This is a genomic window from Vibrio sp. TRT 29B02 (genome assembly GCF_050113655.1).
In the GTDB taxonomy this organism is placed as follows: domain Bacteria; phylum Pseudomonadota; class Gammaproteobacteria; order Enterobacterales; family Vibrionaceae; genus Vibrio.
In genome coordinates, this window is the sequence record NZ_JBNJOJ010000026.1 from 1 (window position 1) to 23,370 (window position 23,370).

General features: G+C 45.8%; 25 protein-coding genes and 4 tRNA genes. 10 read left to right on the forward strand and 19 right to left on the reverse strand.

Going from position 1 to position 23,370, the window contains the following annotated elements:
* The 5 genes from ACQEXT_RS15440 to ACQEXT_RS15460 form a co-directional block, all read right to left on the reverse strand.
* Positions 1-185 (reverse strand): GTP-binding protein (locus ACQEXT_RS15440; RefSeq protein WP_232425018.1); only part of this gene is annotated, 185 nt, incomplete at its 3' end.
* Between the two features lie 140 nt (positions 186-325).
* A tRNA-Thr gene (locus ACQEXT_RS15445) sits at positions 326-401 on the reverse strand.
* 13 nt (positions 402-414) lie between these two features.
* Positions 415-489 (reverse strand) — tRNA-Gly (locus ACQEXT_RS15450).
* A gap of 35 nt (positions 490-524) precedes the next feature.
* Positions 525-609 (reverse strand) — tRNA-Tyr (locus ACQEXT_RS15455).
* Positions 610-645: 36 nt separating this feature from the next.
* Positions 646-721 (reverse strand) — tRNA-Thr (locus ACQEXT_RS15460).
* A gap of 211 nt (positions 722-932) precedes the next feature.
* Here ACQEXT_RS15460 and coaA point away from each other — a divergent pair.
* Positions 933-1,856: a type I pantothenate kinase gene (gene coaA / locus ACQEXT_RS15465; protein ID WP_426952904.1), complete on the forward strand. Its 924-nt coding sequence runs from the start codon at positions 933-935 to the stop codon at positions 1,854-1,856.
* A gap of 179 nt (positions 1,857-2,035) precedes the next feature.
* Here coaA and ACQEXT_RS15470 read toward each other — a convergent pair whose 3' ends face one another.
* The gene (locus ACQEXT_RS15470) at positions 2,036-2,461 is read right to left on the reverse strand and encodes a DUF805 domain-containing protein (RefSeq protein ID WP_138971041.1); all 426 of its coding nucleotides are present in this window, start codon (positions 2,459-2,461) and stop codon (positions 2,036-2,038) included.
* A 41-nt stretch (positions 2,462-2,502) separates the two neighbouring features.
* Complete coding sequence (locus ACQEXT_RS15475) at positions 2,503-2,850, reverse strand: 5-carboxymethyl-2-hydroxymuconate Delta-isomerase (RefSeq protein WP_138971042.1); 348 nt, start codon at positions 2,848-2,850, stop codon at positions 2,503-2,505.
* A 271-nt stretch (positions 2,851-3,121) separates the two neighbouring features.
* Between ACQEXT_RS15475 and tpiA the strand changes: the two genes are divergently transcribed.
* On the forward strand, positions 3,122-3,892 hold the full coding sequence (gene tpiA, locus ACQEXT_RS15480; RefSeq protein ID WP_138971043.1) for a triose-phosphate isomerase: 771 nt from the start codon (positions 3,122-3,124) through the stop codon (positions 3,890-3,892).
* A gap of 109 nt (positions 3,893-4,001) precedes the next feature.
* A complete protein-coding gene (locus tag ACQEXT_RS15485; protein ID WP_171052134.1) occupies positions 4,002-5,345 on the forward strand; it encodes an MATE family efflux transporter in 1,344 nt (447 codons plus the stop codon).
* Between the two features lie 47 nt (positions 5,346-5,392).
* Here the strand turns inward: ACQEXT_RS15485 and rraA are convergent, their stop codons facing one another.
* The 3 genes from rraA to efp form a co-directional block, all read right to left on the reverse strand.
* Positions 5,393-5,920 carry a ribonuclease E activity regulator RraA gene (gene rraA, locus ACQEXT_RS15490; protein ID WP_426952905.1) on the reverse strand — a complete coding sequence of 176 codons (528 nt, stop codon included), beginning with the start codon at positions 5,918-5,920 and terminating at the stop codon, positions 5,393-5,395.
* Between the two features lie 76 nt (positions 5,921-5,996).
* Positions 5,997-6,914 (reverse strand): 1,4-dihydroxy-2-naphthoate polyprenyltransferase, encoded by a 918-nt coding sequence (locus ACQEXT_RS15495; protein ID WP_426952906.1) that lies wholly within the window; start codon positions 6,912-6,914, stop codon positions 5,997-5,999.
* Between the two features lie 116 nt (positions 6,915-7,030).
* A complete protein-coding gene (efp, locus tag ACQEXT_RS15500; protein ID WP_331427496.1) occupies positions 7,031-7,597 on the reverse strand; it encodes an elongation factor P in 567 nt (188 codons plus the stop codon).
* Positions 7,598-7,629: 32 nt separating this feature from the next.
* On the opposite strand from efp, the gene epmB reads away from it, so the two are divergent.
* The 4 genes from epmB (at position 7,630) to ACQEXT_RS15520 (ending at position 11,217) form a co-directional block, all read left to right on the forward strand.
* Complete coding sequence (epmB, locus tag ACQEXT_RS15505; protein WP_426952907.1) at positions 7,630-8,652, forward strand: EF-P beta-lysylation protein EpmB; 1,023 nt, start codon at positions 7,630-7,632, stop codon at positions 8,650-8,652.
* Positions 8,653-8,654: 2 nt separating this feature from the next.
* A complete protein-coding gene (locus tag ACQEXT_RS15510) occupies positions 8,655-9,146 on the forward strand; it encodes a type II secretion system protein (RefSeq protein ID WP_426952908.1) in 492 nt (163 codons plus the stop codon).
* Between the two features lie 78 nt (positions 9,147-9,224).
* Positions 9,225-9,719: an MgtC/SapB family protein gene (locus ACQEXT_RS15515; protein ID WP_138971049.1), complete on the forward strand. Its 495-nt coding sequence runs from the start codon at positions 9,225-9,227 to the stop codon at positions 9,717-9,719.
* A 172-nt stretch (positions 9,720-9,891) separates the two neighbouring features.
* The gene (locus ACQEXT_RS15520; RefSeq protein ID WP_138971050.1) at positions 9,892-11,217 is read left to right on the forward strand and encodes an anaerobic C4-dicarboxylate transporter; all 1,326 of its coding nucleotides are present in this window, start codon (positions 9,892-9,894) and stop codon (positions 11,215-11,217) included.
* Between the two features lie 73 nt (positions 11,218-11,290).
* Here the strand turns inward: ACQEXT_RS15520 and pfkA are convergent, their stop codons facing one another.
* The 3 genes from pfkA to ACQEXT_RS15535 all read right to left on the reverse strand — a co-directional run bounded on the left by pfkA (position 11,291) and on the right by ACQEXT_RS15535 (position 14,044).
* Positions 11,291-12,253, reverse strand: coding sequence for a 6-phosphofructokinase (gene pfkA, locus ACQEXT_RS15525; RefSeq protein WP_138971051.1), 963 nt, complete (start codon positions 12,251-12,253; stop codon positions 11,291-11,293).
* 271 nt (positions 12,254-12,524) lie between these two features.
* On the reverse strand, positions 12,525-13,433 hold the full coding sequence (fieF, locus tag ACQEXT_RS15530) for a CDF family cation-efflux transporter FieF (protein WP_138971052.1): 909 nt from the start codon (positions 13,431-13,433) through the stop codon (positions 12,525-12,527).
* 113 nt (positions 13,434-13,546) lie between these two features.
* On the reverse strand, positions 13,547-14,044 hold the full coding sequence (locus ACQEXT_RS15535) for a CpxP family protein (RefSeq protein WP_426952909.1): 498 nt from the start codon (positions 14,042-14,044) through the stop codon (positions 13,547-13,549).
* 184 nt (positions 14,045-14,228) lie between these two features.
* On the opposite strand from ACQEXT_RS15535, the gene ACQEXT_RS15540 reads away from it, so the two are divergent.
* The 3 genes from ACQEXT_RS15540 (at position 14,229) to trmL (ending at position 16,876) form a co-directional block, all read left to right on the forward strand.
* Positions 14,229-14,924, forward strand: coding sequence for a response regulator (locus ACQEXT_RS15540; RefSeq protein ID WP_138971054.1), 696 nt, complete (start codon positions 14,229-14,231; stop codon positions 14,922-14,924).
* Complete coding sequence (gene cpxA / locus ACQEXT_RS15545; RefSeq protein WP_426952910.1) at positions 14,924-16,303, forward strand: envelope stress sensor histidine kinase CpxA; 1,380 nt, start codon at positions 14,924-14,926, stop codon at positions 16,301-16,303. The genes ACQEXT_RS15540 and cpxA overlap by 1 nt, the downstream gene beginning before the upstream one ends.
* A 96-nt stretch (positions 16,304-16,399) precedes the next feature.
* On the forward strand, positions 16,400-16,876 hold the full coding sequence (gene trmL, locus ACQEXT_RS15550; protein WP_331417669.1) for a tRNA (uridine(34)/cytosine(34)/5-carboxymethylaminomethyluridine(34)-2'-O)-methyltransferase TrmL: 477 nt from the start codon (positions 16,400-16,402) through the stop codon (positions 16,874-16,876).
* Positions 16,877-17,133: 257 nt separating this feature from the next.
* On the opposite strand, the gene trpS is transcribed toward trmL, so the two are convergent.
* The 6 genes from trpS to aroB all read right to left on the reverse strand — a co-directional run bounded on the left by trpS (position 17,134) and on the right by aroB (position 23,365).
* On the reverse strand, positions 17,134-18,171 hold the full coding sequence (gene trpS / locus ACQEXT_RS15555; RefSeq protein WP_138971057.1) for a tryptophan--tRNA ligase: 1,038 nt from the start codon (positions 18,169-18,171) through the stop codon (positions 17,134-17,136).
* A 131-nt stretch (positions 18,172-18,302) separates the two neighbouring features.
* On the reverse strand, positions 18,303-18,986 hold the full coding sequence (locus tag ACQEXT_RS15560) for a phosphoglycolate phosphatase (RefSeq protein ID WP_426952911.1): 684 nt from the start codon (positions 18,984-18,986) through the stop codon (positions 18,303-18,305).
* Between the two features lie 4 nt (positions 18,987-18,990).
* On the reverse strand, positions 18,991-19,662 hold the full coding sequence (gene rpe / locus ACQEXT_RS15565; protein WP_138971059.1) for a ribulose-phosphate 3-epimerase: 672 nt from the start codon (positions 19,660-19,662) through the stop codon (positions 18,991-18,993).
* 124 nt (positions 19,663-19,786) lie between these two features.
* On the reverse strand, positions 19,787-20,614 hold the full coding sequence (locus ACQEXT_RS15570) for a Dam family site-specific DNA-(adenine-N6)-methyltransferase (RefSeq protein WP_138971060.1): 828 nt from the start codon (positions 20,612-20,614) through the stop codon (positions 19,787-19,789).
* A gap of 90 nt (positions 20,615-20,704) precedes the next feature.
* Positions 20,705-22,198, reverse strand: coding sequence for an SPOR domain-containing protein (locus ACQEXT_RS15575; RefSeq protein ID WP_426952912.1), 1,494 nt, complete (start codon positions 22,196-22,198; stop codon positions 20,705-20,707).
* Positions 22,199-22,276: 78 nt separating this feature from the next.
* Entirely contained in the window at positions 22,277-23,365 is a 1,089-nt protein-coding gene (gene aroB / locus ACQEXT_RS15580) for a 3-dehydroquinate synthase (protein ID WP_426952913.1), read from the reverse strand.
* Positions 23,366-23,370 lie beyond the last annotated feature (5 nt).

Here is a 23,370-nt window from a genome sequence, read left to right on the forward strand (position 1 = left end):
GTGATACCGCGCTCACGCTCTTCTGGAGCGTTATCGATAGATGCGAAGTCTTTCGCTTCACCGCCGTACACTTTAGCAAGTGTTGTACAGATAGCTGCAGTTAGAGTTGTTTTACCGTGGTCAACGTGGCCGATAGTACCAACGTTTACGTGCGGTTTCGTACGTTCAAATTTTTCTTTAGACATGAGTTGTCCCTCTAGGTACGGATTTAGGTGGCTTTGATGACCACGCAACCAAAAAGTATTGGTAATAAAATTACTCTCAAACACTAAACGTAGTTCAGCAGCAAGAAAGTATCAAAAGGAAAAGTTTGCTTTAATAGAGCTGGTGCTGATAGGCAGATTCGAACTGCCGACCTCATCCTTACCAAGGATGCGCTCTACCGCCTGAGCTATATCAGCACTCAAAATAGAGTGGAGCGGGCAGCGGGAATCGAACCCGCATCATCAGCTTGGAAGGCTGAGGTAATAGCCATTATACGATGCCCGCAACACGTAACTCTGTGAGCTATTTCCTAAAGAATATGGTGGAGGGGGACGGATTCGAACCATCGAAGGCAGTGCCAGCAGATTTACAGTCTGATCCCTTTGGCCACTCGGGAACCCCTCCAAATTTTCTATCCATTCTCACTACTAAAGGAGAGAATGGTGCCGACTACCGGAATCGAACTGGTGACCTACTGATTACAAGTCAGTTGCTCTACCTACTGAGCTAAGTCGGCATAAGTGGTGCGCATTCTATTGAATGATTTTCTGCCTTGCAATAGTAAATTTAAAAAAAAATCTCTTTTTCGTCCGTTTGGGCTTATTTGTTGAAAATTCGCCCAATTCATCGCCAAAAATTGACTTATGTAGACTATGTCGTTGGAAATCTTTAGCGGTTGTTGTATTTTCGCTGCTCTATCGTATTAGTAAAACCAAGTTAGGATGACTATGACGCCGTATCTCTCTTTTAATCGTCAGCAATGGGCCGCGCTGCGTAACGCTGTGCCTATGACGTTATCCGAGACCGATTTGGTTGAGCTACAAGGTGTAAATGAAAGCCTTACGATGGATGAGGTTGAAGAAATCTATCTGCCGCTAGCCCGTTTGCTAAATCTTTACGTTGCTGCACGCCAAAGCAGAAACTCAGTATTAAATAACTTCCTTTCGAATCAAGAGTCCGCGCCTCCTTTTATCATTGGTATCGCGGGAAGTGTCGCCGTTGGTAAAAGTACCACCGCGCGTTTGCTCAAAGCGCTATTATCTCGCTGGGATAACCACCCTAAAGTTGAGCTGGTGACCACCGACGGTTTCCTGTACCCAAAGAAAGTGCTCGATAAACGCGGCATCATGCACCGAAAAGGCTTCCCTGAATCATACGATATCAAACAGTTAGTTGCGTTTGTCTCTGATGTAAAGGCCGGTAAACCGAATCTGGAAGTTCCGGTGTACTCTCACATCACTTATGACATCACTGACGAAGTCAAAGTGGTCGATCGCCCAGATGTGCTGATTATTGAAGGCTTAAATGTCCTTCAGAGTGGTATGGACTACCCTCACGATCCTCATCGCGTCTTTGTTTCCGACTTTCTTGATTTCTCACTTTATGTGGATGCTGAGAGCACCATTATTGAACAGTGGTATGTCGAACGTTTCTTGAAGTTTCGTCAGGGTGCCTTTACCAAGCCCGGCTCTTACTTTAGCCATTACACTAAGCTGACTGAACCACAGGCGATTGAAAAAGCGCACAGCATCTGGCAAGCGATCAATGGTGTAAACCTAGATGCGAATATTTTGCCAACCAAAGGACGCGCACACTTAATTTTGCAAAAAGGGCAAAATCATAAAGTCGAACAGGTACTGTTGAGGAAGTAGCGAGAAAATCTTGGAAGGTTGACGTGAAAGCGTCAACCTTTTTTCTGGATTTTAGACGTAAGTCCCTAACAAAAACTCTGTATCAGATACCTACTCAGCATCTATAACGTGCATCTCTCGAAGGGCGCAGCCCGTTCTAAACTCTCGCAGGACGAAGTCCGGTCTCGGAGCGAAGCGTTCTACTTCCCTTCCGGTCCGTATTGATTCTCACCATCCGTGCCTTTAAGGAAACCACACTCAACTAGAATCCATAGACCACAAATCAGTGCCGCCATTGAGCTCACTGCTTGTAAAGTGGTTGGTTGCGCGCTTTGGCTTGGATCGCCAACAGGCATGGTCATTCGGCCAATCACTAAGGGAATATTGAGCAGCAACCACCAACTTGACTTACCTCTGTCATGCCAACGTTTGGCGGTGATGGCGAGATCCGGTAGAAGAACAATCAGCAAGAATACCGGCAAAATAAGATGCGCTATGGATGGAAACAGAACATTCATTCCCAACGCAAAACCGACAATTAGTAAGTAATAAGCCACATTCCAAGTCCAATAGGTTTTACGTCCTATACGACCGTGAAACGAGAATAACAGTTCTTTCATTGACATCTTAAATACCCAAAATTTAAACATAATTAGATAAAAGTAATCTAATTCACCACTTTCTGAAAACTCTCTTTATCCATGTCGCGGATATTCACCGTTAGACTACGAACATGCCCTGCCTGCTCTGACAGCACATCCATCAATTGACGTGACAGCTCTCTTTTTTGCTCTGTACTACGCCCATCTAACAGTTCAAAACTGATGTGGATAAAGTCAACGCTGTCTCCTTCATCGCCAATCAACCAGTTGTGGTAACGCAGTGCCCTTGACTTGATTGAACCGATATCAAACAACCCACACTGGATCGCAACCTGATGTAAGTCTTCCAACAACCCTTGAACATTGACACGTTCATCGACAGAGTTGGAGTATTCCATGACTAGATTTGGCATAGTATTCCTCAAATGTAAGAGAGTTTCACGAGAAAGGGTGAATGGACAACACTATTACCAATTTCTATGCTTAATTCCGAGCATGTTTCAGCCAATCTGTACCATGGATCACTGATATGTCCATCAATTGCACCAGATATGTGGCATGACTGCTCCTACCAATAAATGATATCCGGTTAAGACATGACGGTAATCATGATCTAACCCATTTTATCTGTTATATTCTTACGAAGATTTTTTACATTAATTGATTAAACACGGAGATATTCCTATGCGTCGTCCTGTAGTGATGGGTAACTGGAAACTTAACGGCAGCAAAGCAATGGTAAAAGAGCTGCTAAATGGTCTAAACGCTGAGCTTGAAGGCGTTGAAGGTGTAGACGTTGCTGTAGCTCCACCAGCGCTATACATTGACTTAGCGGAACAGCTAATCGCTAAAGGTGGCAACAAAATCATCCTTGGTGCACAAAACACTGACCTAAACAACAGTGGTGCATTCACTGGCGACATGTCTCCAGAAATGTTGAAAGATTTCGGTGCAACTCACATCATCATCGGTCACTCTGAACGTCGTGAATACCACAACGAATCAGACGAGTTCATCGCTAAGAAATTCGCTTTCCTGAAAGAGAACGGCCTAAAGCCTGTTTTCTGTATCGGTGAATCTGAAGCTCAAAACGAAGCTGGTGAAACTGAAGCGGTATGTGCGCGTCAAATCAACGCTGTTATCGATACTTACGGTGTAGAAGCACTTAACGATGCAATCATCGCTTACGAACCAATCTGGGCAATCGGTACTGGTAAAGCAGCAACAGCTGAAGATGCACAGCGTATTCACGCTTCTATCCGTGCTCTAATCGCTGCGAAGAGCCAAGAAGTCGCTGAACAAGTAATTATCCAATACGGTGGTTCTGTTAAACCTGAAAACGCAGAAGCTTACTTCTCTCAACCAGACATCGATGGTGCGCTAGTTGGTGGTGCATCTCTAGATGCTAAGAGCTTCGCAGCAATCGCAAAAGCGGCAGCAGCGGCTAAAGCGTAATTTTTCTAGATAATAGAAAAGAATAAAGGTCAGCTTTTGCTGGCCTTTTTTGTGTCTGTTGGCTCAATCAAGTATCCTACGCTTTTCCGATCACTAGTAGTTGTGCCGAATGCAGGATAAGCATGGCCTTTTAACAGGCTCAATTCCCCTAGTTCTCCGTCAGATGACCGTTCCGATGACGTTCGGCATGATCGCGATTCTGATGTTCAACTTAGTCGATACCTTCTTTATCTCTCTGCTGGGCACACAAGCCCTAGCGGCGATCAGCTATACCTTTCCAGTGACCTTCGCGGTCAACTGTATCACTATGGGAATCGGCATTGGTCTCTCGACCAGCATTGGACGTTTGCTGGGACAAGGTCAAGCTCAAGACGCTGCGCGATTTTCTACCCACGGTCTAATCTTGGCTGTGACTCTTGTGGTGCTCGCTTCAGCGATGGGGTTCTTTTCCATAGAACCTTTATTTCTAGCTCTTGGCGCAAAAACTGATTTACTGCCACTGATAAAACAGTACATGCAGATATGGTATCTCACCATTCCTCTGCTGGTGATCCCAATGGCGGGTAACAGTGCAATTCGTGCCACAGGCGACACAAAAACCCCAGCAAAAATCATGATGTTAGCTGGATTTATTAACGGGCTACTCGACCCGCTCCTGATCTTTGGCTACGGACCTTTTCCAGAACTTGGCATTCAAGGCGCTGCCATCGCCAGTGCATTCAGTTGGCTTGGGGCTTTAATCGGTTCACTTTATGTATTGGCGAAACGTGAGAAGCTTCTTGCTCTGCCTAACTTTGATTCTCTCTTAAAAGACTGGCAACAAATCCTTAAGATTGGTACTCCAGCGGCACTCTCTAATGCTCTAACTCCTATCTCGGGCGCTATTTTAATGATGATGCTCTCTTCTCATGGCACAGCAGCGGTTGCCGCTTATGGCGCAGCGCAGAGAGTTGAGTCAATTCTGATATTGGTTTTAATGGCGTTGACTTCAGCTCTAACGCCCTTCATCGCCCAGAATATGGGAGCGAATAATCCAACGAGAAGTTTTGCTGGTCTATTTCTTAGCATGCGCTTTTCCATCGTCTTCCAGCTCGGGATATTCATTATGATGGTGCCACTCAGTATCCCGATTGCAGCCCTTTTCTCTCAGGAGGTTGCGGTAAAAGATCTGCTTTGGCATTACCTGTTGGTGGTGCCTTTTAGCTATGGTTTTCAAGGCATAATGATGATGTTGGTCTCTGGACTCAATGCCCTTCATCAACCGATGCGTGCTTTCCAATGGAGCTTTATGCGTTTGTTTCTTTTTACCTTACCATGCGCGTGGCTTGGCGGTCAGTGGTACGGTATTGAAGGACTCTTTGTCGGAATTGCACTAGGCAATATTGTCGGAGGAACAGCGGGCTATCTTTATGCAACCAAACTTCGTCGTACTTATCTTACTTCACGGCCATAAAACAAAACACCGACCTTTAGGCCGGTGTTTGTGTAAAGATTCACGGGTTATTCATTAACCACGATTTCTTCTTCATCGTCGTCGATTTCTAAATCGACATCAAGTGGTTCTTGAGAAAGAATCACCCCTGTGTTGTCTGCGTATAGGTAATCTTCTGGAAGGAAAGTGACGCCACCGAAGTTAACCGGAATATCAACCTCCCCCACACCTTGGGACGTTGCGCCTACTGGAATAGAAGCAATCGCTTGAATACCGATACTCATGTCTTCCAGTTCATCCACTTCTCGGACGCAACCGTAAACAACAATACCTTCCCACTCGTTCTCTTCTGCCATTGACGCAAGTTCTGCATCAATCAAAGCTCGGCGTAAAGAACCACCACCGTCAATAAGCAGTACTCGACCAAGGCCGTCTTGCTCTAAGATCTCACGGATTAATCCATTGTCTTCGTAGCATTTCACCGTAGTGATCTGGCCTGCGAACGATGCGCACCCACCAAAGTTACTAAACATGGGCTCAACGACATCGACTTGCTCTAAGTAGATGTCGCACAAGGCAGAGGTATTGTATTCCATAGTATTCCTTCCCATACCGTTCGTTATCTCCATCGAGTATATAGGGTCATTAAGTCATTGCAATGACATGCATCATTTAACTCACCAGAGTTTGAGCTATGACCACTCCAGCAAACAGCAAGTTGGTCACCATTGAGCATTTCACTATTACAGGCATCATTGGCGCAATCTGCGCTGGTTGCTGTGCCAACCAGACTGCTCGACCATGTTTGTAGGTCACAATCAGACTGAGAAGAAAAGGCAGACTGATCCATATTGGGCTAGGTTGATGCACCAAATAGGCGGCAAAAGCAATAACAGCACCCACTAGTAGGACAAAGTGGTACTGCTTGGCACGTTTTTGCCCAAGACGCACGGCGACCGTCTTCTTACCGCATTCTTGGTCGTTCTCAATATCGCGCATGTTATTGATATTAAGGACTGCGACAGCCAGTAAACCACAGCCAATCGCTGGCAGGATCAGTAAAGGCGCCACGATGCCGGTATGCAAGAAGTACGTCCCTGCTACGCCAAGTAAACCAAAGAAAATAAAGACGGAAATATCACCTAAGCCAACATAGCCATAAGGTTTATTGCCAACGGTATAAGCAATTGCCGCAACGATTGCCAACATCCCCAAGCCAATAAAGGCCAAGATGCTCTGTAAGCTTTCTAACGCGTACATCACCAACGTCAGACCCGCAATAACAGTCAGGACCACATTAATCATCATCGCCTGCTTCATAGCAGACTGACTCACTGCACCTGACTGAATCGCACGCATCGGTCCAAGTCGATTTTCATTGTCGGTTCCTTTCACTGCATCGCCATAATCATTGGCAAGATTCGATAAAATCTGCAGCAGAGTCGCGGTCAAAAACGCCAATAACGCGACAACAAAAGAGAATTGGTGAGTGGAGTACGCCAATACGCTACCGGTTAAGATAGAAACCAATGCAAGAGGCAAGGTTTTTGGTCGAGCGGCATCTAGCCATATTTTAAGAGACTGTTTCATAGGTTCTAGTTTAGTACCATCGGACTGACCTAGAATTGTGGCACATCAAACCTTGCAGATAAAAATAAAAAAGGCCACCGAAGTGACCTTTTTCTAAAACTTAACCTAAGCAATGCTTATTTTACACGACTAACGTATTCGCCAGAGCGAGTATCTACTTTGATCACTTCGCCGATAGAGATAAACAGAGGAACGCGTACTACTGCACCTGTAGACAGTGTTGCAGGTTTACCACCCGTACCTTGAGTATCGCCTTTTAGACCTGGATCTGTATCGGTTACTTCTAGCTCAACGAAGTTTGGTGGCGTTACCACGATTGGGTTGCCGTTCCAAAGAGTTAACATACAAGTGTTGTTTTCAACCAACCACTTAGCGTTGTCACCTACCGCTTTAACATCAGCAGCAATCTGCTCGAATGTTTCGTTGTTCATAAAGTGGTAGAATTCGCCGTCGTTATATAGATAATCTAGGTCGATATCCATTACGTCTGCAACTTCACAAGTATCACCAGACTTGAAGGTTTTCTCTAGCACTTTACCAGAAAGAAGTTTACGAATTTTTACGCGGTTGAACGCTTGGCCTTTACCAGGTTTAACGTATTCGTTTTCCAAGATAACGCAAGGCTCGTTATCAAGCATTAGTTTTAGACCGCCTTTAAATTCATTGGTGCTAACAGTAGCCATTTTTTCCTCTTACATTCTTAGAGCTAAATTCAATGCCGCACATCATAACCCGAAAAGTTGAATCTGTTGAGCAAAACTGGCTTAAACAGCTAGCGAATGGGATCTCGGATCCTGCAAAACTGCTCGAACAACTTGAAATTGATCCGACCCCTTGGCAGAACGGGTTTGAAGCTCGAAAGCTTTTTGCGCAACGTGTGCCGCAAAGTTTTGTCGATAGAATGGAAAAAGGCAACCCTTATGACCCGCTTTTACGTCAGGTGCTGCCCTTGAGTGAGGAGTTTGAAATTCATCAAGGATATTCCAACGATCCGCTCGAAGAACAGAACAATGCCATCCCAGGATTACTGCACAAATATCGTAATCGCGCATTGATGATTGTAAAAGGCGGCTGTGCCATCAATTGCCGCTACTGTTTCCGTCGTCATTTCCCGTACGACGAAAACAAAGGATCTAAGCAAGTTTGGCAAACCAGCCTCGACTACATTCAGCAGCACCCTGAGATCGATGAGATCATTTTATCCGGTGGCGATCCTCTCATGGCCAAGGATGAGGAGTTAAATTGGCTCATCAAGCATATTGCAGATATTGGCCATATTAAGCGCTTACGTATTCACTCTCGCTTACCTGTCGTCATCCCAGATCGTATCACCCAGACTCTGACGGACACATTGGCTCAAACTCGTCTACAAGTGATCTTAGTTACGCATATCAATCATGCACAGGAGATAGATCAAACTCTGACCAACGCATTGTCTCGACTCAAACAAGTTGGTGTTACTCTACTCAACCAAGGCGTGATGCTTAAAGGTGTGAATGACAGTGTTGCTAGCCAAGTTGCGCTGAGTAACGCACTGTTTGATGCAGGCATTCTGCCGTATTACATCCATGTACTAGACAAGGTGCAAGGCGCTGCGCATTTCTTTATTTCCGATCAGGAAGCCAAAAGAATCATGGCCGGCGTGCTGGAACAAGTCTCTGGTTACTTGGTACCGAAACTGACTAGAGAAATTGGCGGCCGCGCCAGTAAAACCCCTCTCGACCTACATTTAGAGTAGTAATGAAAAACGTACGTGGATTTACCCTGATTGAACTCATTATCGTCATTGTTGTGCTCGGTATCCTAGCGGTCACAGCGTTGCCACGTATGTTAAATATCCAATCGGACGCACGCATTTCAGCCCTACAAGGGTTACGTAGTGCCATGCAAGGAGCAAACGATCAGTTAATTGGTTTGTCATCGGTTCGAGGTCTCGACACCGAGGAGAACGCTTCGATTGAAATTGAAGGTGAGAATGTCTTGCTCGTCTACGGCTATGCGAGAGCAGACAATGCAAACGCATGGGATCATCTTATTGATGCCAACATAGAAAACACCACTTGGGGCAGCGACAATGCTGACTGGTACTTTAGCAATACCAATGGCGACGATGGCATCATTCTCTATATGCCGGCGAGTCGAAGACAAGTTGGACTAAACTGCTTCTTACAGTACACCGAGGCGACGGAAACTGATCCTCCGAATTTCATTCTTACCACAGATGGCTGCTAGTTTTTTTCTTAAAGATAGAAATCTTTTGTTCGATCGACACCTGTAATCTATGCATACTCGAGCGTTTTGGAGGTCATAATGCAACCAACTTTAGATCAACTATTAGACTTAGGACCGTTTAGTTGGCTAGCGCTACTTTGCTGCGCTATCAATGGTATTTTAATTGGTGTCGAACGTCAGACTCGTGGCAAACCTGTCGGTATTCGTACTTCAATTCTGATCATTTCTGGTACCTATCTATTTATGTCGATGGCCGTATCACTCTCGCCAAACACCCTTGACCAAGCTCGCGTGCTTGGGCAAATCATTACCGGTGTTGGTTTTCTAGGTGCCGGTGTAATGATGACGCAAGATGGCAAAATCCACGGTGTGACATCCGCAGCAGTTATCTGGATGCTTGCCGCTCTAGGCTTGATGATAGGGTTAGGATACTTACAACAGTCCGTTGTTATCACCTTGCTTGCACTCACGGTTCTGCTTGGCGTAGATAAAGCAGAAAACAGAGTTAAGGCGTTACGTCGAGGCGTACACCAAACATTCCAGAAACGTAAGAGATTACGTTCTGGTGCATAAGCCTTAGATATAAATCGACCTATTTCCTCCATTTAAGCTTCGTTATTTGATAACAAACAAAGAAGAGGCGAATAGTGAAAGTCATGCGCGAGATAAGCAAAAGACCTCACATTTCGCCTACCCCTTTCGGGTTAGCATAATCACAACTTTCAACTTACTGTAGGGTTAGATTATGTTTTACGTACATATGCTCCTGCTTCTGACGGTCATTTTTATCGGTATCCGCCATGGAGGCATTGCGTTTGGTTTACTCGGTGGTCTGGGCGTTTCTGTTCTGGCCTTCGTTTTTGGTGTCGCACCGGGATCACCTCCTATCAGCGTAATGCTGATCATTCTCGCGGTGGTCGCAGCATCAGCCACACTCGAAGCAACGGGTGGCCTCAAGCTACTGGTTAAGTTCGCAGAGCGCCTGCTACGCAAACACCCTAGTCAAATCGTCTTCTTAGGCCCACTTTGTACTTACTCTCTTACTGTGTTAGTCGGGACTGGCCACTCGGTTTACCCACTTCTTCCCGTTATTTATGATGTGGCATATAAGAAAGGTATTCGCCCTGAAAGACCAATGGCAATGTCTACGGTCGCTTCACAAATGGGGATCACGGCAAGTCCGATTGCAGCAGCAGCGGCTGTTGTCATGGCGACTGCCGCAGACAACAGTCTCGATATCAGCCTAGTTGACGTACTGCTTGTCACCATTCCAGCAACTCTGATTGGTGTACTTGTTGGCTGTTTATGGAGTTTGAAACGCGGTAAAGATCTCGATCAAGATCCAGCATTCATTGAACGTTGCCAAGATCCTGAATTCAAAGCACAGCTAATTGATGCTAGCGATGAAGACGATCAAACCCCTAGCCACGAAGGCGTTGCGAAGAAAGGTTTAACCATCTTCCTCGCGGGTATCGCCACCGTCATATTTGTCGCGATGTTTGGTAAAGATTTAGGTCTGCTACCAAGCGGAGTTAAGATGTCGGTAGCGATTCAGTTTCTGATGCTATCTGTCGGTGCGTTGATTCTACTCACCACTAAAGTAGAGCCGAAAAAAATCGTCCACAGTAACGTGTTTATCGCAGGTATGACGGCGGTGATCATCATCTTTGGTATTGCTTGGATGAGTGACACGATTATCGGCTTCCACAAACCCTACTTAATCAGTTTGGTGAGTGACATTGTGGCCGCGCATCCATGGACTTTCGCCATCGCGATGTTTGTGGTGTCAGTATTCCTCAAGAGTCAGGCTGCGGTTCTTACCATCATGCTGCCACTTGGATTTGCGATGGGCATTCCAGCCCCTGTTCTGATTGGTGTACTACCCGCATGTTATGCTTACTTCTTCTTCCCGTTCTATCCAAGTGACCTAGCCGCGATTACCTTCGACCGCTCAGGGACAACCCAAATCGGGAAGTACATTCTCAACCACAGCTTCTTGCTACCAGGTTTCATTGGCGTGGTTACCGCTACGACTGTCGGTTACGTTATCTCAACCATGATTGTGAACTAACCAAACGACAAATAGTAAAAAAGCCAGTTGGTTTCCCAACTGGCTTTTTATTTGAATCATTTTAGCGATGTGCTTAGAACAACTCTTCCGCTACCTTGAACAGGTCAGTGCGTACAGGACGCTTCATGTTCTCGATTGCATCGATAATATCGTGGTGAACAAGTTGCTCTTTCTGAATACCAACACAGCGACCACCTTGACCTTCCATTAGAAGATGTACAGCGTAGTTACCCATACGTGAAGCGAGTACACGGTCAAACGCAGTTGGACGACCACCACGTTGAATGTGGCCCAGAACCGTAGCACGAGTCTCTCGACCTGTTGCCGCTTCGATCTCTTTAGCTAGCTCGTTCGCATCCATCATTAGCTCTGTTAGAGCAATGATCGCATGCTTCTTACCTTTAGCGATGCCATCTTGGATATTACCAATTAGCTTCTCTTTATCTAGACCCGTTTCTGGTGTGATGATGTACTCACAGCCACCAGCGATCGCAGACATAAGCGTAAGATCACCACAGTGGCGACCCATGATCTCTACGATAGAAATACGTTGGTGAGAAGATGAAGTATCACGTAGACGGTCGATCGCATCGATAACTGTATTAAGAGCAGTTAGGTAACCGATTGTGTAATCTGTACCTGCGATGTCGTTGTCGATTGTGCCAGGAAGACCAATACATGGGTAACCCATTTCAGTCAGCTTCTTCGCACCCATGTAAGAGCCGTCACCGCCGATAACAACAAGAGCTTCAATGCCGTGTTTCTGTAAGTTTTCGATCGCTTTTTGGCGAACTTCGACTTCTTTGAACTCAGGGAAACGTGCAGAACCTAGGAACGTACCGCCCTTGTTGATCACGTCAGAAACGCTTGAACGATCCAGTTGTTTGATACGATCTTCATATAGGCCTAAGTAGCCATCGAATACACCGTAAACCTCTAACCCTTCAGATAGTGCAGTACGAACTACACCACGGACTGCTGCGTTCATACCAGGTGCGTCACCGCCACTTGTTAAGACACCGATCTTCTTAATCATGCTCACCCTCGATTTTTGGGAATCTTATTTCAATTTTTACGTCAGCCGCTTTCAAACAAGCCACCAACAAAATTCCTTTAACTGTGCAATATGTTACCTTTCCTAGAAAGGAATACTACTTTTATTTGCATCAAATTATGTAAGTTTTCTACTTATGTAAGAGTATTACAGCTTTGCACATTGACTTACTTGATACACATCAGGATCACAGTTAAAAGTGGTATCGCTGAAAAGATAGTCAATAGTTGACGGTTTGTCTGCGTTATTACTCTTACCAATCTTGAGATTTCTGGACTTTCTCCGCTCCCAATACCACAGAATAGGGATCCTGATGAATTAGTACATCCGATTGAGGAAAAAGCTCAAGCAATTTATCCTCGACTTGATCAGAGATTCGATGCGCCTCAAGCAATGGCATATTATCTTCCAATTCCAAATGAAGCTGAATAAAACGTGTCGGGCCAGACATCCGTGTTCTTAGTTGATGAACGCCCAGTACCCCCTTCACATTCAAACAACATTGTCGAATGGCTTTAAGTTCATCATCCGGAAGCTTTCTGTCCAGTAGCGTTTGAATGGCTTCCTGAACCATCTTGAATGCGCTGTATAAGATAAACACACCGATCCCGACAGCAAACACCGCATCTGCCTGTGTGATACCAAACCAACTTAAACCCAGCGCCAGCATAATAGCCGCGTTCATATAGAGATCAGACTGATAGTGAAGTGAATCGGCTGCGATCGCTTGGCTGCCCGTTTTTTTGACAACTTGTTTTTGGAAGGTAACCAAACCCAATGTCACCGCAATGGCAAACAAACTGACATATACGCCATACTCTGGTGACTGGAGAGCATGAGGCCTGAAGAAACGTTCTATGCCGTTAAGAATAAGAAAGACCGCCGAACCTGAAATGAACATCGCTTGAGCTAAGGCAGCTAAAGACTCTGCTTTACCATGACCAAAGGTGTGCTCTCGGTCTGCCGGTTGTAATGAGTATCGCACGACAACCAAATTGACCAGTGAGGCGGCAATATCAAGCATCGAGTCAATTAGTGACGCAAGAAGACTGACCGATCCCGTGACCCACCAAGCTGCGACTTTAACAATAAGTAAAACCGTAGCCACTATCGTAGCTGTCCAAGCCGCCATGGTGACAAGGCGAGCGTATTCCTGTTTCATAGTACTTTGATTAGTAAGCAAACATCCCCTAAGTATAACGCTTCACAAGTTGAATAAAAATGACATAAAAAAGGCGACCTTTCGGCCGCCTTCGAATGCGTTACTGAACAAGGTTAGTCAAAACGCTTTTGCATTTTTTCAGCACACTCAGTAGCGCGCTCTTGTTGCAGTTCAACAAACTTCGCTTTCTGCTCAGGAGTCAAAATGCTTAGCATCTTGTGCTGTCTCTCCAGCATCTTAACTTTGTGCTCTGTTTGTTGAACAACCATAGCTTTCGCTAATTCATTCGCAGCCGCTTGGTCAAAATTGTCCGCCAATACTAACTGCTGCATTTTCGCACGCTGTGCTTGATTTTCAGCATGGCGCGTTTCGAAGTTATCTTTGAATGCCGCTTTCATATCTTTTTTACCAGTTTCACGCATCTCTTGAAGCTGGTCTTTCTGTGCGTCAGTGAGATCCAGTTGGCGCATAATACCGCGGTCAAAACCACCGCCACATTCGCCATGGCCACCCTTCTTGTGATCTTTACCACCAAATGCATATGCACTTGCTGTACCCAATGCTAGAGGAAGAACAGCGGCTGCCAATACTACTTTTTTTGCTAATTTCATAATCGTACCCTTCACGTTAATCTGTTGAATGAGCTGTCTTCACAGCGGTTAAGTGTAGAATACGACTTGCAGCGTAAAGCAACGTCTATAGAGCGTAAAGAATCGTAAAGAACAATAATGACACTAAATCAATGGACGTTTTCCCAGTAAACTAACGGTAACCAAACTAAGTTGAGACCTTGCTATGCCACATATACTGTTAATTGATGACGATACAGAACTCACAAGCCTGTTGAAAGAAGTTCTCTCTTTTGAGGGGTTCGACGTATCGGAAGCAAACAATGGTGAAGAAGGACTAGCACGACTTAGCGATGATATTGATTTAATTCTGCTTGATGTCATGATGCCTAAACTCAATGGGATGGAAACTCTCAAACGTCTCCGAGAAGATTGGCAAACCCCAGTATTGATGCTCACCGCCAAAGGTGAAGAGATTGACCGTGTTATTGGTCTTGAACTGGGTGCTGATGACTACCTACCTAAACCGTTCAGCGATCGTGAATTACTCGCGCGAATCCGAGCAATCTTACGTCGCACTCAAAGCTCAGCCAATGGCAAGCAAAGTAAAAACTCAGACTGTGTCGAATACCAAGATATTCAAATCTATCCCGGCAAGCAGGAGGCTTACTGTCAGGGCCAACTGCTTGATCTGACCACCACTGAGTTCGCATTGTTGAGCCACTTTGTTCAAAATCCGGGACAGACACTAACCAAAGAGACCCTTAGCCTCGATGTACTGGGCAAACGTCTAGCCGCTTTTGATCGCGCTATCGATATGCATGTATCTAACTTGCGGAAAAAACTTCCGGATAGAGAAGATGGTAAATCACGTATCAAAACGCTTCGTGGTCGTGGCTATCTACTGGTTGAGGAGGACTAATGCGACTTCCAAAAATCACCAGTCTGTACGGTCGTATCTTTGCGATCTTTTGGTTTACCATGTTTCTGGTGCTGATGGCGGTACTGTCTCTGCCTCACCTTGATCCAAGGAAAGCTCGTGATATTCCCGCCGATCAGTATGATCGTCTGATCGAACTCAAAATGACGATTGAGAAGCAGTTCGCCAACGAGGAAAACCTTGCCAATATTCTATTCAAACTGGAAGGTCCTTCTCGCTCGCCTCGTGATACACGGCCGCGCTTTTTTGTTACCGACCTCGACGGCAGCCTGCTCACCACACAAGATTCAAGAGAACATAGATCGAAAGCGCTACAAAACTTCATCACGAGTGTCGAGCTTTCAGGAAAGCCAAAACAAAAACTATACGGTCACTACATGTTTGCCGGCCCCCTACCTGTGACATTAGCAAAACAGGATCTATTACTGTTTGTTGGTGTAAAGTGGAACCAGCCACCTCCTTTCTTGCTACGAATGTTTGACCGACCGTTCCAGCTACTATTTGCGGTAATGATCGTAAGTACGCCCTTACTGCTTTGGTTAGCGTGGGCATTAAGTCAACCCGCTCGTAAGCTTGAACGAGCGGCAAAGCGTGTCGCGAAAGGTGAGTTTGTTGTCGACCCTAGCTTGGAGAAAGGCACCAGTGAATTCCGCCAAGCAGGAGCTAGCTTCAACCAAATGGTTGAGGCCGTGAACCAGATGATCTCAGGTCAACAGAGATTGCTGTCCGACATATCCCATGAACTTCGTTCTCCTCTCACTCGTCTGCGCATGGCAAACGCGCTTGCCACCAGAAAACAAGGGGAGAGCGCGGAATTAGCTCGCATAGATACCGAAGCGCAACGCTTAGAGCAGATGATTGCTGAACTTCTTGAGCTGTCACGAATGCAAGTCGACAGCCACTTAAATCGAGAGCTACAGCCCGTCAGTAGTCTATGGGAAGCCATCCTTTCTGATGCTCAATTTGAAGCAGAACAAATGGATAAAGAACTGATTTTCACTACCTTGCCAAGTTGTGCAATATCAGGTAATCCCAAGTTGCTGATGAGTGCGGTAGACAATATCGTCCGCAACGCCATCTACTACGGAAAGGATCGTATCGAAGTTCAAGTGGTAGAGTCCAACCAGTACATTACGATCACTGTTGATGACAACGGTGATGGGGTACCTGACCATGAACTCGATGCGATCTTCCGCCCTTTCTATCGCGTGTCAACGGCTCGTGATAGGCACAGTGGTGGTACCGGACTAGGATTAACCATCACCGAAAGTGCAGTAAGGCAGCACAGCGGAACCGTGAGTGCAACGCGCAGCAAGCTAGGTGGACTGTGCGTGACGATCACACTCCCTCTCCATCACTAAGTATCCCTACAAAATCACTACATCAGACTTGGCGGCTGTGGCAAGCCGCCTTATACTTTCAGGCCTCAATCCTGTCAGTAATTAAAGAATCACAATATGTTTGATATCGCCCTATATGAGCCTGAGATCGCACCTAATACTGGTAACATTATTCGTCTATGTGCCAACTGTGGTGCCAACTTACATTTGATTGAGCCACTAGGGTTTGATTTGGAAGAGAAGAAAGTACGTCGCGCAGGGCTCGACTATCATGATCTTGCTCGCGTTATTCGACACAAAAACTATCAGGCATTTGTGGAATACTTAGAGAAAGAGCGCGGTGACTATCGCATCTTTGCCTGCACAACAAAAACCACAGGTCATCACGTCGACGCTCAATTCCATAAAGGTGACGTGCTGTTATTCGGCCCAGAAACTCGCGGCCTACCCGCTGATTTGATTGAAAGTATGCCTATGGAACAGCGCATCCGCATTCCAATGATGCCTGATGCACGCAGTCTCAACCTCTCCAATGCGGTGGCGATCATTGCTTTTGAAGCGTGGCGTCAAATGGGCTTTGAAGGGGCGCAATAGCGAGAAGCGAGAAGCGAGAAGCGAGAAGCGAGAAGCGAGAAGCGAGAAAAACTTGGAAGGGTTGACAGTGTATATCAACCCTTTTCTTTTAAAATCAGACAATTAGACTTAAGCGTTAGCCAGCGCTGCCTGCAACTTTCGACTCACTCACCACAAGAGCCTCTCGAAGGACGAAGTCCGTTCTCGGAGCGAAGCGATCTAGCATCTCGAAGGGCGTAGCCCGATCTCGAAGCGCAGCGTTCTGGCTTTTCTCAGCACTACGGGCGTGTAACGAAACCTACTGCTTGGTATGCTTTCTTCAATGTTTCAGCAGCACGAGCTGACGCTTTTTCCGCACCCTGTCTCATCACTTGATCCATGTAAGCACGATCAGCGCGGATACGATGGTATTCAGCTTGGATAGGCTCAAGCATTGCGACAAGGGCTTCGCCGACATCTTTCTTGAACGGACCATACATTTCAACGCCTTGGTACTTAGCTTCAATCTCTTCAAAGCTTAAACCCGTCGCTGCCGAGTAAAGACCCATCAAGTTAGAAATACCGGCTTTGTTATCCCAGTCATGCGCGATACGTGGTGGTGTCTCTGCGTCTGTCTGAGCTTTGTTAATCTTCTTAATGATTGACTTAGGCTCTTCCAACAGAGTAATCACGTTTTTACGGTTATCGTCTGACTTTGACATCTTCTTAGTCGCATCTTGAAGGCTCATCACGCGTGCATTCACTGTTGGAATATACGGTTCTGGTACTTGGAAGATAGGCTGCTCTGGCGAATAGATGTTGTTAAAACGGTTAGCAATATCGCGTGCTAACTCCAAGTGCTGCTTCTGATCGCTACCTACTGGCACTTGGTGAGCACCGTAAAGCAGGATGTCAGCTGCCATCAATACAGGGTAGTCAAACAAACCCACATTCACATCACCGAACTGGCTAGAGGTATCTTTTGAATAACGAGCAGACTTATCTTTAAACTGAGTCATACGACCAAGTTCACCCATCTGGGTATAGCAGTTAAGAAGCCAACCAAGTTGAGCATGCTCTGGTACATGAGACTGAACAAATAGCGTGCTCTTTTTCGGATCAACACCAACGGCAAGACAGATTGCTAATGCGTCAAGCGTCGCTTCATGCAGTGCCTTTGGATCTTGACGGACAGTAATTGCATGAAGGTCTACTACACAGTATTGGCAATCATAATCGTCCTGCATTTGTTGCCATTGACGTAGAGCACCCAAGTAGTTACCGATACTTAGTTCACCTGATGGTTGAACACCACTCAATACAATGGGTTTGCTCATGGGAATGATTCCTTTGACTTCTTAATCTAAATATATGAAAAAACCGTGTCGATTCAGGTTCTCAATCACCTAGTGACACGGTTTACTCAGTGTACTCATTAACGAGTATTTTGGAAGATATTTTATTGCACTTACGCGCAAACCGTTACAACATCGACTAAATCTGCGATGGTGTCCGCGACGTAATCTGGCTCAGAGTCAGAGATTGGCTCACCGTGGTTGTAGCCATAAGTAAGACCAAATGAGTAACAACCTGCATTCTTGGCCGCTTTGATGTCATTGCTTGAATCGCCAACCATCAACATTTCTTCAGGCTGGCAGTTGTGCTTCTCAAGCAGCCAGTTAAGTGCGATGGGGTTAGGTTTTCTTTCAGGGAACGTATCACCACCAATCACATCTACAAAGTATTGGCCAATGTTATGCTGAGCCAACACTTCAGGAACAAACTTGGAAGGTTTGTTGGTCACCAGCGCCATCGTAAAGCCAGCACGGTGTAGTTCAGCCAAAGTCTCTTTTACCGCTGGGTATAAATGACTTAACTTGTGCCCGCCTTGTTGGTAATAATCATCAAATAACACACGAGCCTTGGCATGCAATTGTGGGTCAAGATCAGGTGACACGGTCAAACTACGGCTAAGTGAACGCCCGATAAGAATATCAGCACCGTTACCCACATAGTCTCGAACTTGCTCTTCAGTAACAGAGGGAAAGCCCAATGCTTGAACGGCTTGATCAGCCGCTACCGCGAGATCAGGTACACTATCAAGCAAAGTACCATCCAAATCGAAGGCAATCAGTTTAATACGCTTATTCATCGAATTACTTCACCTGAGCCAATTCTGCGCGCATTTGGTCGATCACTTGTTTGTAATCTGGCTCGTTAAAGATTGCAGAACCGGCTACGAACATATCCGCGCCAGCTTCCGCGATCTCTTTGATGTTATCCACTTTCACACCACCATCGATTTCCAAACGGATATCGCGACCCGATTCGTCAATCATCTTGCGCACTGCACGTAACTTATCAAGGGTATTTGGAATGAAAGACTGACCGCCAAAGCCTGGGTTCACTGACATCAGTAGAATCATATCCACTTTGTCCATGATGTACTCAAGGTGTGACAGAGGGGTCGCAGGGTTGAGTACAACGCCCGCTTTACAGCCGTGCTCTTTAATCAGTTGCAACGTACGATCAACATGCTCTGATGCTTCGATATGGAATGTGATCATCGATGCGCCAGCTTTGGCGAAATCTGGAACGATGCTATCAACCGGCTTAACCATAAGGTGAACATCAATCGGCGCGGTGATACCGTAATCACGCAATGCTTTACAGATAGGTGCGCCAAAAGTCAGGTTTGGTACGTAGTGGTTATCCATTACGTCGAAGTGAACCACGTCAGCGCCTGCTGCGAGCACTTTTTCAACGTCTTCACCCAAGCGAGCAAAGTCTGCAGACAAAATCGATGGAGCGATAAGGAAATCTTTCATACCTGACCTCTAGTAGTAATTGGCATCATTGCATTCAAAACAGATTCTCTGAATTACAGAGCATTTTGCGCGCAATTCTACCTAAGCTAAAGGTCAGAAGATAGGAAAGCTTGATGAAATGTGATTATTCACTGTCTGTTGGCTTAAATAGCGCTAGCAGTTCATCGACTTTATTTCGCCCTGCACCATTGCGGCTTATAGTACGCTTCACCTTAACCACGTTAAGCTCTGCGCCATGATATAAGCGACGAGTGAGTGTTGTATCGTGGTTAGAGATAAGAACTGAGATTCCACGTTCTACCGCAGCTCGCTCGGCAACATCCGCCAAAGCGGCCTGATCATCTAAGCTGAACCCATTGCCTGCGTATGAGGTAAAGTTCGCTGTGTTAGATAACGGTGCATAAGGAGGATCACAATAAACCACACTGCCCTTTCGCGCACGCTTGAAGGTCTCATGGTAGCCTTCACATACGAAAGTCGCCTTCTTTGATTTTTCCGCAAAGAACTCTAGCTCTGCTTCAGGGAAGTACGGCTTCTTATACGAACCGAAAGGGACATTAAACCCACCCTTCTTGTTGTAACGGCATAAGCCATTAAAACCAAAACGGTTCATATAAAGAAATGCTAAGGAGCGATACATGACATCGTCAGTGGCATTAAACTGCTGACGAATATCGAGATAAGCTTCCTTACGATTATTCTCAGCACAGAACCAACGCTTCGCTTCCGAGATGTACTCTTGTGGATTTACTTTAAGAAGGTTATACAGGTTGATCAGATCCGGATTAATATCTGCCAGCAGGTATTGCTCGTAGTCCGTATTGAGGAAAACAGAACCAGCACCTACGAACGGCTCTACCAGTTTACGAGCTTCAGGCAAGTGACGCTGGATATCTTCGACAAGTCCGTATTTACCCCCTGCCCATTTCAGGAAGGCTCGCTGCTTCTTCATCTACTGCTCTATCTATCAACCACAAATTAAGGCTGCGGAATGTAACATATTTTGTAATTAATCTCAGGCTATTTTGCGGTGAAAAACAATCTAGTTCTCTTGGCTGCCACGATCTATCTCGCGTTGAACTTGATTCAACGACTTTGCCCACGGATCCAGTTTTTGTAACTCACTCGATAATCCAGCCACTGCATCACGTGCAACCTGAATCGTTGGGTAGTTTTGATAGGTGATAATGTACCATTCAACACCATTGCGTTCCGTTGGATAAATAAACACTTGGTTAGCAAGTTGATGCAGATCGATAAATTTCTGAACTTCTTGAAGTGAGCTAACGGCAGCAAGCTGCAAAGTGTAGCTGCGTGAAGAAAAACTCTTAAGTTCATCTTTAGTAAAGGAGAACTTAATGACCGTTTCTGTTGTTGATGGCGTCTGTTCTTGAGGCGATACCGCTTCTTCAACCGGAGTCGGTTCTTCGACCATAGATTGTTCAACCACCTCATCGATCACGCTGGTATCCACTTGTTCAGGTTTCCCTTCCATCAGCGCATCGACAACGTCTGATGTGATCACTACACGCTGTTGGGCATCATCGGCAGTACCGACACTTGTTACCTGCTCGGTGACATCGGGCGGCAAAGCCATAGAGTCATCAACCGCATTCACCAAGGTCTGATCTATAACGGGCTCTGATTCAATGATAACTGCGCTAGCTTCTGTTTCAGATTCACTTTCAGGGAGAGTAGGAATCACCGTCTGCTCCATCGACTGGGTAATTTGCTGTGCTTTGTCGTCCGCAGATGGTTGCATCATCATCCACCAGTACCCGCCACCGATTAATAACAGCAAAGTAATAACCAGTAATGCAATATTCACCGGAGAACCCACTATCGAGCGGATAATAATCCTTTTTTCCACTTTATAATCCCCTAACGCCATGATCTCGCCAGGGCGGCGAGCGATCGTCCGATACGCGTTGCGTACCCGTTTTTCCATGTCATCTTCGACAAATCGAATCACCAAATGTTCAAAAAAACGATCCGCTTCCTGCTGGCTAAGTGGTTCAATTTCAAGATCAATTGGTTTGTGTTCCTGACCATAACTTAAACGAGTCAGGAGCGCATCCATACTGTTAGACTCTGCAAACAACAGCACATTAACAGTCCAGCTCGGGTTGGTTTGCGCTTCAAGCACTAACATCCAAAGCTCAGACACAAAAGACTCACTCAGCAGATGAGCATCATCCACTGCGATAACCACATCACAGCTTTCACCTTCCATTAAGCGCGTAAAAGATTCCACAAGAGAGTCGGATGGGTTAAATAGCGGCTCGGACACGAGCTGAGTTAAGATTGTCGAGCGACGCTGGTCATCACCTTGGTTGGCATGACACATGAGTAGAGACTGGTTTTTATCTTGAGCCCACGCTTCGAGATAGCATTGCGCTAGCCAAGTTTTTCCAGCTCCCGGAGCTCCTCCTAATGTCACCAAGTTTGAGCCAAAATTAGTTAACAGCTGCAATCGTTCCAACAGTTCTGTCTGAGAGTCTAATTCCAACACACGTGGATCATGCGCCAAGCTCATTTGCGTTATCCTAATGACAATATGAGTAGTACCAAACCAACATCATTGATGCCAGTTTGGTATTACAGACTAGAAGAATTATACGGTGCGTGCGAAGTCGATCGCTTGCTCAAGTACCGACTCAGGAACACCTTTTACTACTTCGGCTGTTCCTATACTGGTAGGCAAAACCAGTCGAAGTTCACCAGACAATACTTTCTTATCGCGCATCATGTGCTTGATAAAATCAGCAAATGACATCTGCTTCGGTGTATGGACTGGTAGTTGTGCTCTCTTCAGTATAGAAATAATTCGCTCAACTTGCTGCTCAGTGATAAGCCCTTGAAGCTGTGCGGTTTTTGCTGCCATCACGGTACCTGACGAAACGGCTTCTCCGTGTAGCCAATTACCATAACCTAACTCGGCTTCAATCGCATGACCAAATGTATGACCTAGGTTCAGCAATGCGCGAATTCCCGACTCTTTCTCATCCTGTGCAACCACTTCCGCTTTGATTTCACAACAACGTGCAATCGCGTAAGTCAGTGCTTGCTCATCCAGTTGATATAATCTGTCGAGGTTCTCTTCTAGCCAAACAAAAAATTCAGGATCGTAGATGATGCCATACTTGATGACTTCAGCCATCCCCGCCGCAAACTCACGACTCGGCAAGGTTTTCAAACAATCAGTATCAATCACGACCGCTTTAGGCTGATAAAAAGCCCCAATCATGTTCTTGCCAAGCTTATGGTTTACTGCTGTTTTTCCTCCCACTGAGGAATCAACCTGAGAGAGTAGCGTTGTTGGGATCTGAATAAAATCGACACCACGCTGATAACAAGCCGCAGAGAAACCAACCAAATCACCAATCACGCCACCGCCTAGCGCAATAACCACAACATCACGGGCATAGTTGCCTTCAAGCAAGTAACTCATGACAGTGTTAAAGGTATCGAGTGATTTGTATTGCTCTCCATCTGGTAGCTCTAACACAGAGGCTTGACAGCCAAGCTGTTCTATAAGAGAGAGAATTTTATCCGCGTATAAAGGAGCCACCGTCACATTGGTGATGACGACAACTTTTTGTTTTGCAGATAAGAAAGAAAGGTGGGCCGGATCATTAAATAATCCGGCGCCAATTGAGATTGGATAGCTACGTTCACCTAAGCTGACCGTAATCCGTTCCATGGGTA

What these genes read in the sequence shown, in the direction of transcription:
- efp (WP_331427496.1), bottom strand. Translation starts at nt 7,597, where the DNA reads ATGGCTACTGTTAGCACCAATGAATTTAAAGGCGGTCTAAAACTAATG.
- ACQEXT_RS15575 (WP_426952912.1), bottom strand. Translation starts at nt 22,198, where the DNA reads ATGAGCTTGGCGCATGATCCACGTGTGTTGGAATTAGACTCTCAGACA.
- rpe (WP_138971059.1), bottom strand. Translation starts at nt 19,662, where the DNA reads ATGAAAGATTTCCTTATCGCTCCATCGATTTTGTCTGCAGACTTTGCT.
- ACQEXT_RS15560 (WP_426952911.1), bottom strand. Translation starts at nt 18,986, where the DNA reads ATGAATAAGCGTATTAAACTGATTGCCTTCGATTTGGATGGTACTTTG.
- rraA (WP_426952905.1), bottom strand. Translation starts at nt 5,920, where the DNA reads ATGGAATACAATACCTCTGCCTTGTGCGACATCTACTTAGAGCAAGTC.
- ACQEXT_RS15475 (WP_138971042.1), bottom strand. Translation starts at nt 2,850, where the DNA reads ATGCCAAATCTAGTCATGGAATACTCCAACTCTGTCGATGAACGTGTC.
- pfkA (WP_138971051.1), bottom strand. Translation starts at nt 12,253, where the DNA reads ATGATTAAGAAGATCGGTGTCTTAACAAGTGGCGGTGACGCACCTGGT.
- ACQEXT_RS15485 (WP_171052134.1), top strand. Translation starts at nt 4,002, where the DNA reads ATGCAGGATAAGCATGGCCTTTTAACAGGCTCAATTCCCCTAGTTCTC.
- trpS (WP_138971057.1), bottom strand. Translation starts at nt 18,171, where the DNA reads ATGAGCAAACCCATTGTATTGAGTGGTGTTCAACCATCAGGTGAACTA.
- ACQEXT_RS15535 (WP_426952909.1), bottom strand. Translation starts at nt 14,044, where the DNA reads ATGAAATTAGCAAAAAAAGTAGTATTGGCAGCCGCTGTTCTTCCTCTA.
- trmL (WP_331417669.1), top strand. Translation starts at nt 16,400, where the DNA reads ATGTTTGATATCGCCCTATATGAGCCTGAGATCGCACCTAATACTGGT.
- coaA (WP_426952904.1), top strand. Translation starts at nt 933, where the DNA reads ATGACGCCGTATCTCTCTTTTAATCGTCAGCAATGGGCCGCGCTGCGT.
- tpiA (WP_138971043.1), top strand. Translation starts at nt 3,122, where the DNA reads ATGCGTCGTCCTGTAGTGATGGGTAACTGGAAACTTAACGGCAGCAAA.
- ACQEXT_RS15570 (WP_138971060.1), bottom strand. Translation starts at nt 20,614, where the DNA reads ATGAAGAAGCAGCGAGCCTTCCTGAAATGGGCAGGGGGTAAATACGGA.
- ACQEXT_RS15495 (WP_426952906.1), bottom strand. Translation starts at nt 6,914, where the DNA reads ATGAAACAGTCTCTTAAAATATGGCTAGATGCCGCTCGACCAAAAACC.
- ACQEXT_RS15540 (WP_138971054.1), top strand. Translation starts at nt 14,229, where the DNA reads ATGCCACATATACTGTTAATTGATGACGATACAGAACTCACAAGCCTG.
- aroB (WP_426952913.1), bottom strand. Translation starts at nt 23,365, where the DNA reads ATGGAACGGATTACGGTCAGCTTAGGTGAACGTAGCTATCCAATCTCA.
- ACQEXT_RS15470 (WP_138971041.1), bottom strand. Translation starts at nt 2,461, where the DNA reads ATGTCAATGAAAGAACTGTTATTCTCGTTTCACGGTCGTATAGGACGT.
- cpxA (WP_426952910.1), top strand. Translation starts at nt 14,924, where the DNA reads ATGCGACTTCCAAAAATCACCAGTCTGTACGGTCGTATCTTTGCGATC.
- epmB (WP_426952907.1), top strand. Translation starts at nt 7,630, where the DNA reads ATGCCGCACATCATAACCCGAAAAGTTGAATCTGTTGAGCAAAACTGG.
- ACQEXT_RS15510 (WP_426952908.1), top strand. Translation starts at nt 8,655, where the DNA reads ATGAAAAACGTACGTGGATTTACCCTGATTGAACTCATTATCGTCATT.
- ACQEXT_RS15515 (WP_138971049.1), top strand. Translation starts at nt 9,225, where the DNA reads ATGCAACCAACTTTAGATCAACTATTAGACTTAGGACCGTTTAGTTGG.
- ACQEXT_RS15520 (WP_138971050.1), top strand. Translation starts at nt 9,892, where the DNA reads ATGTTTTACGTACATATGCTCCTGCTTCTGACGGTCATTTTTATCGGT.
- fieF (WP_138971052.1), bottom strand. Translation starts at nt 13,433, where the DNA reads ATGAAACAGGAATACGCTCGCCTTGTCACCATGGCGGCTTGGACAGCT.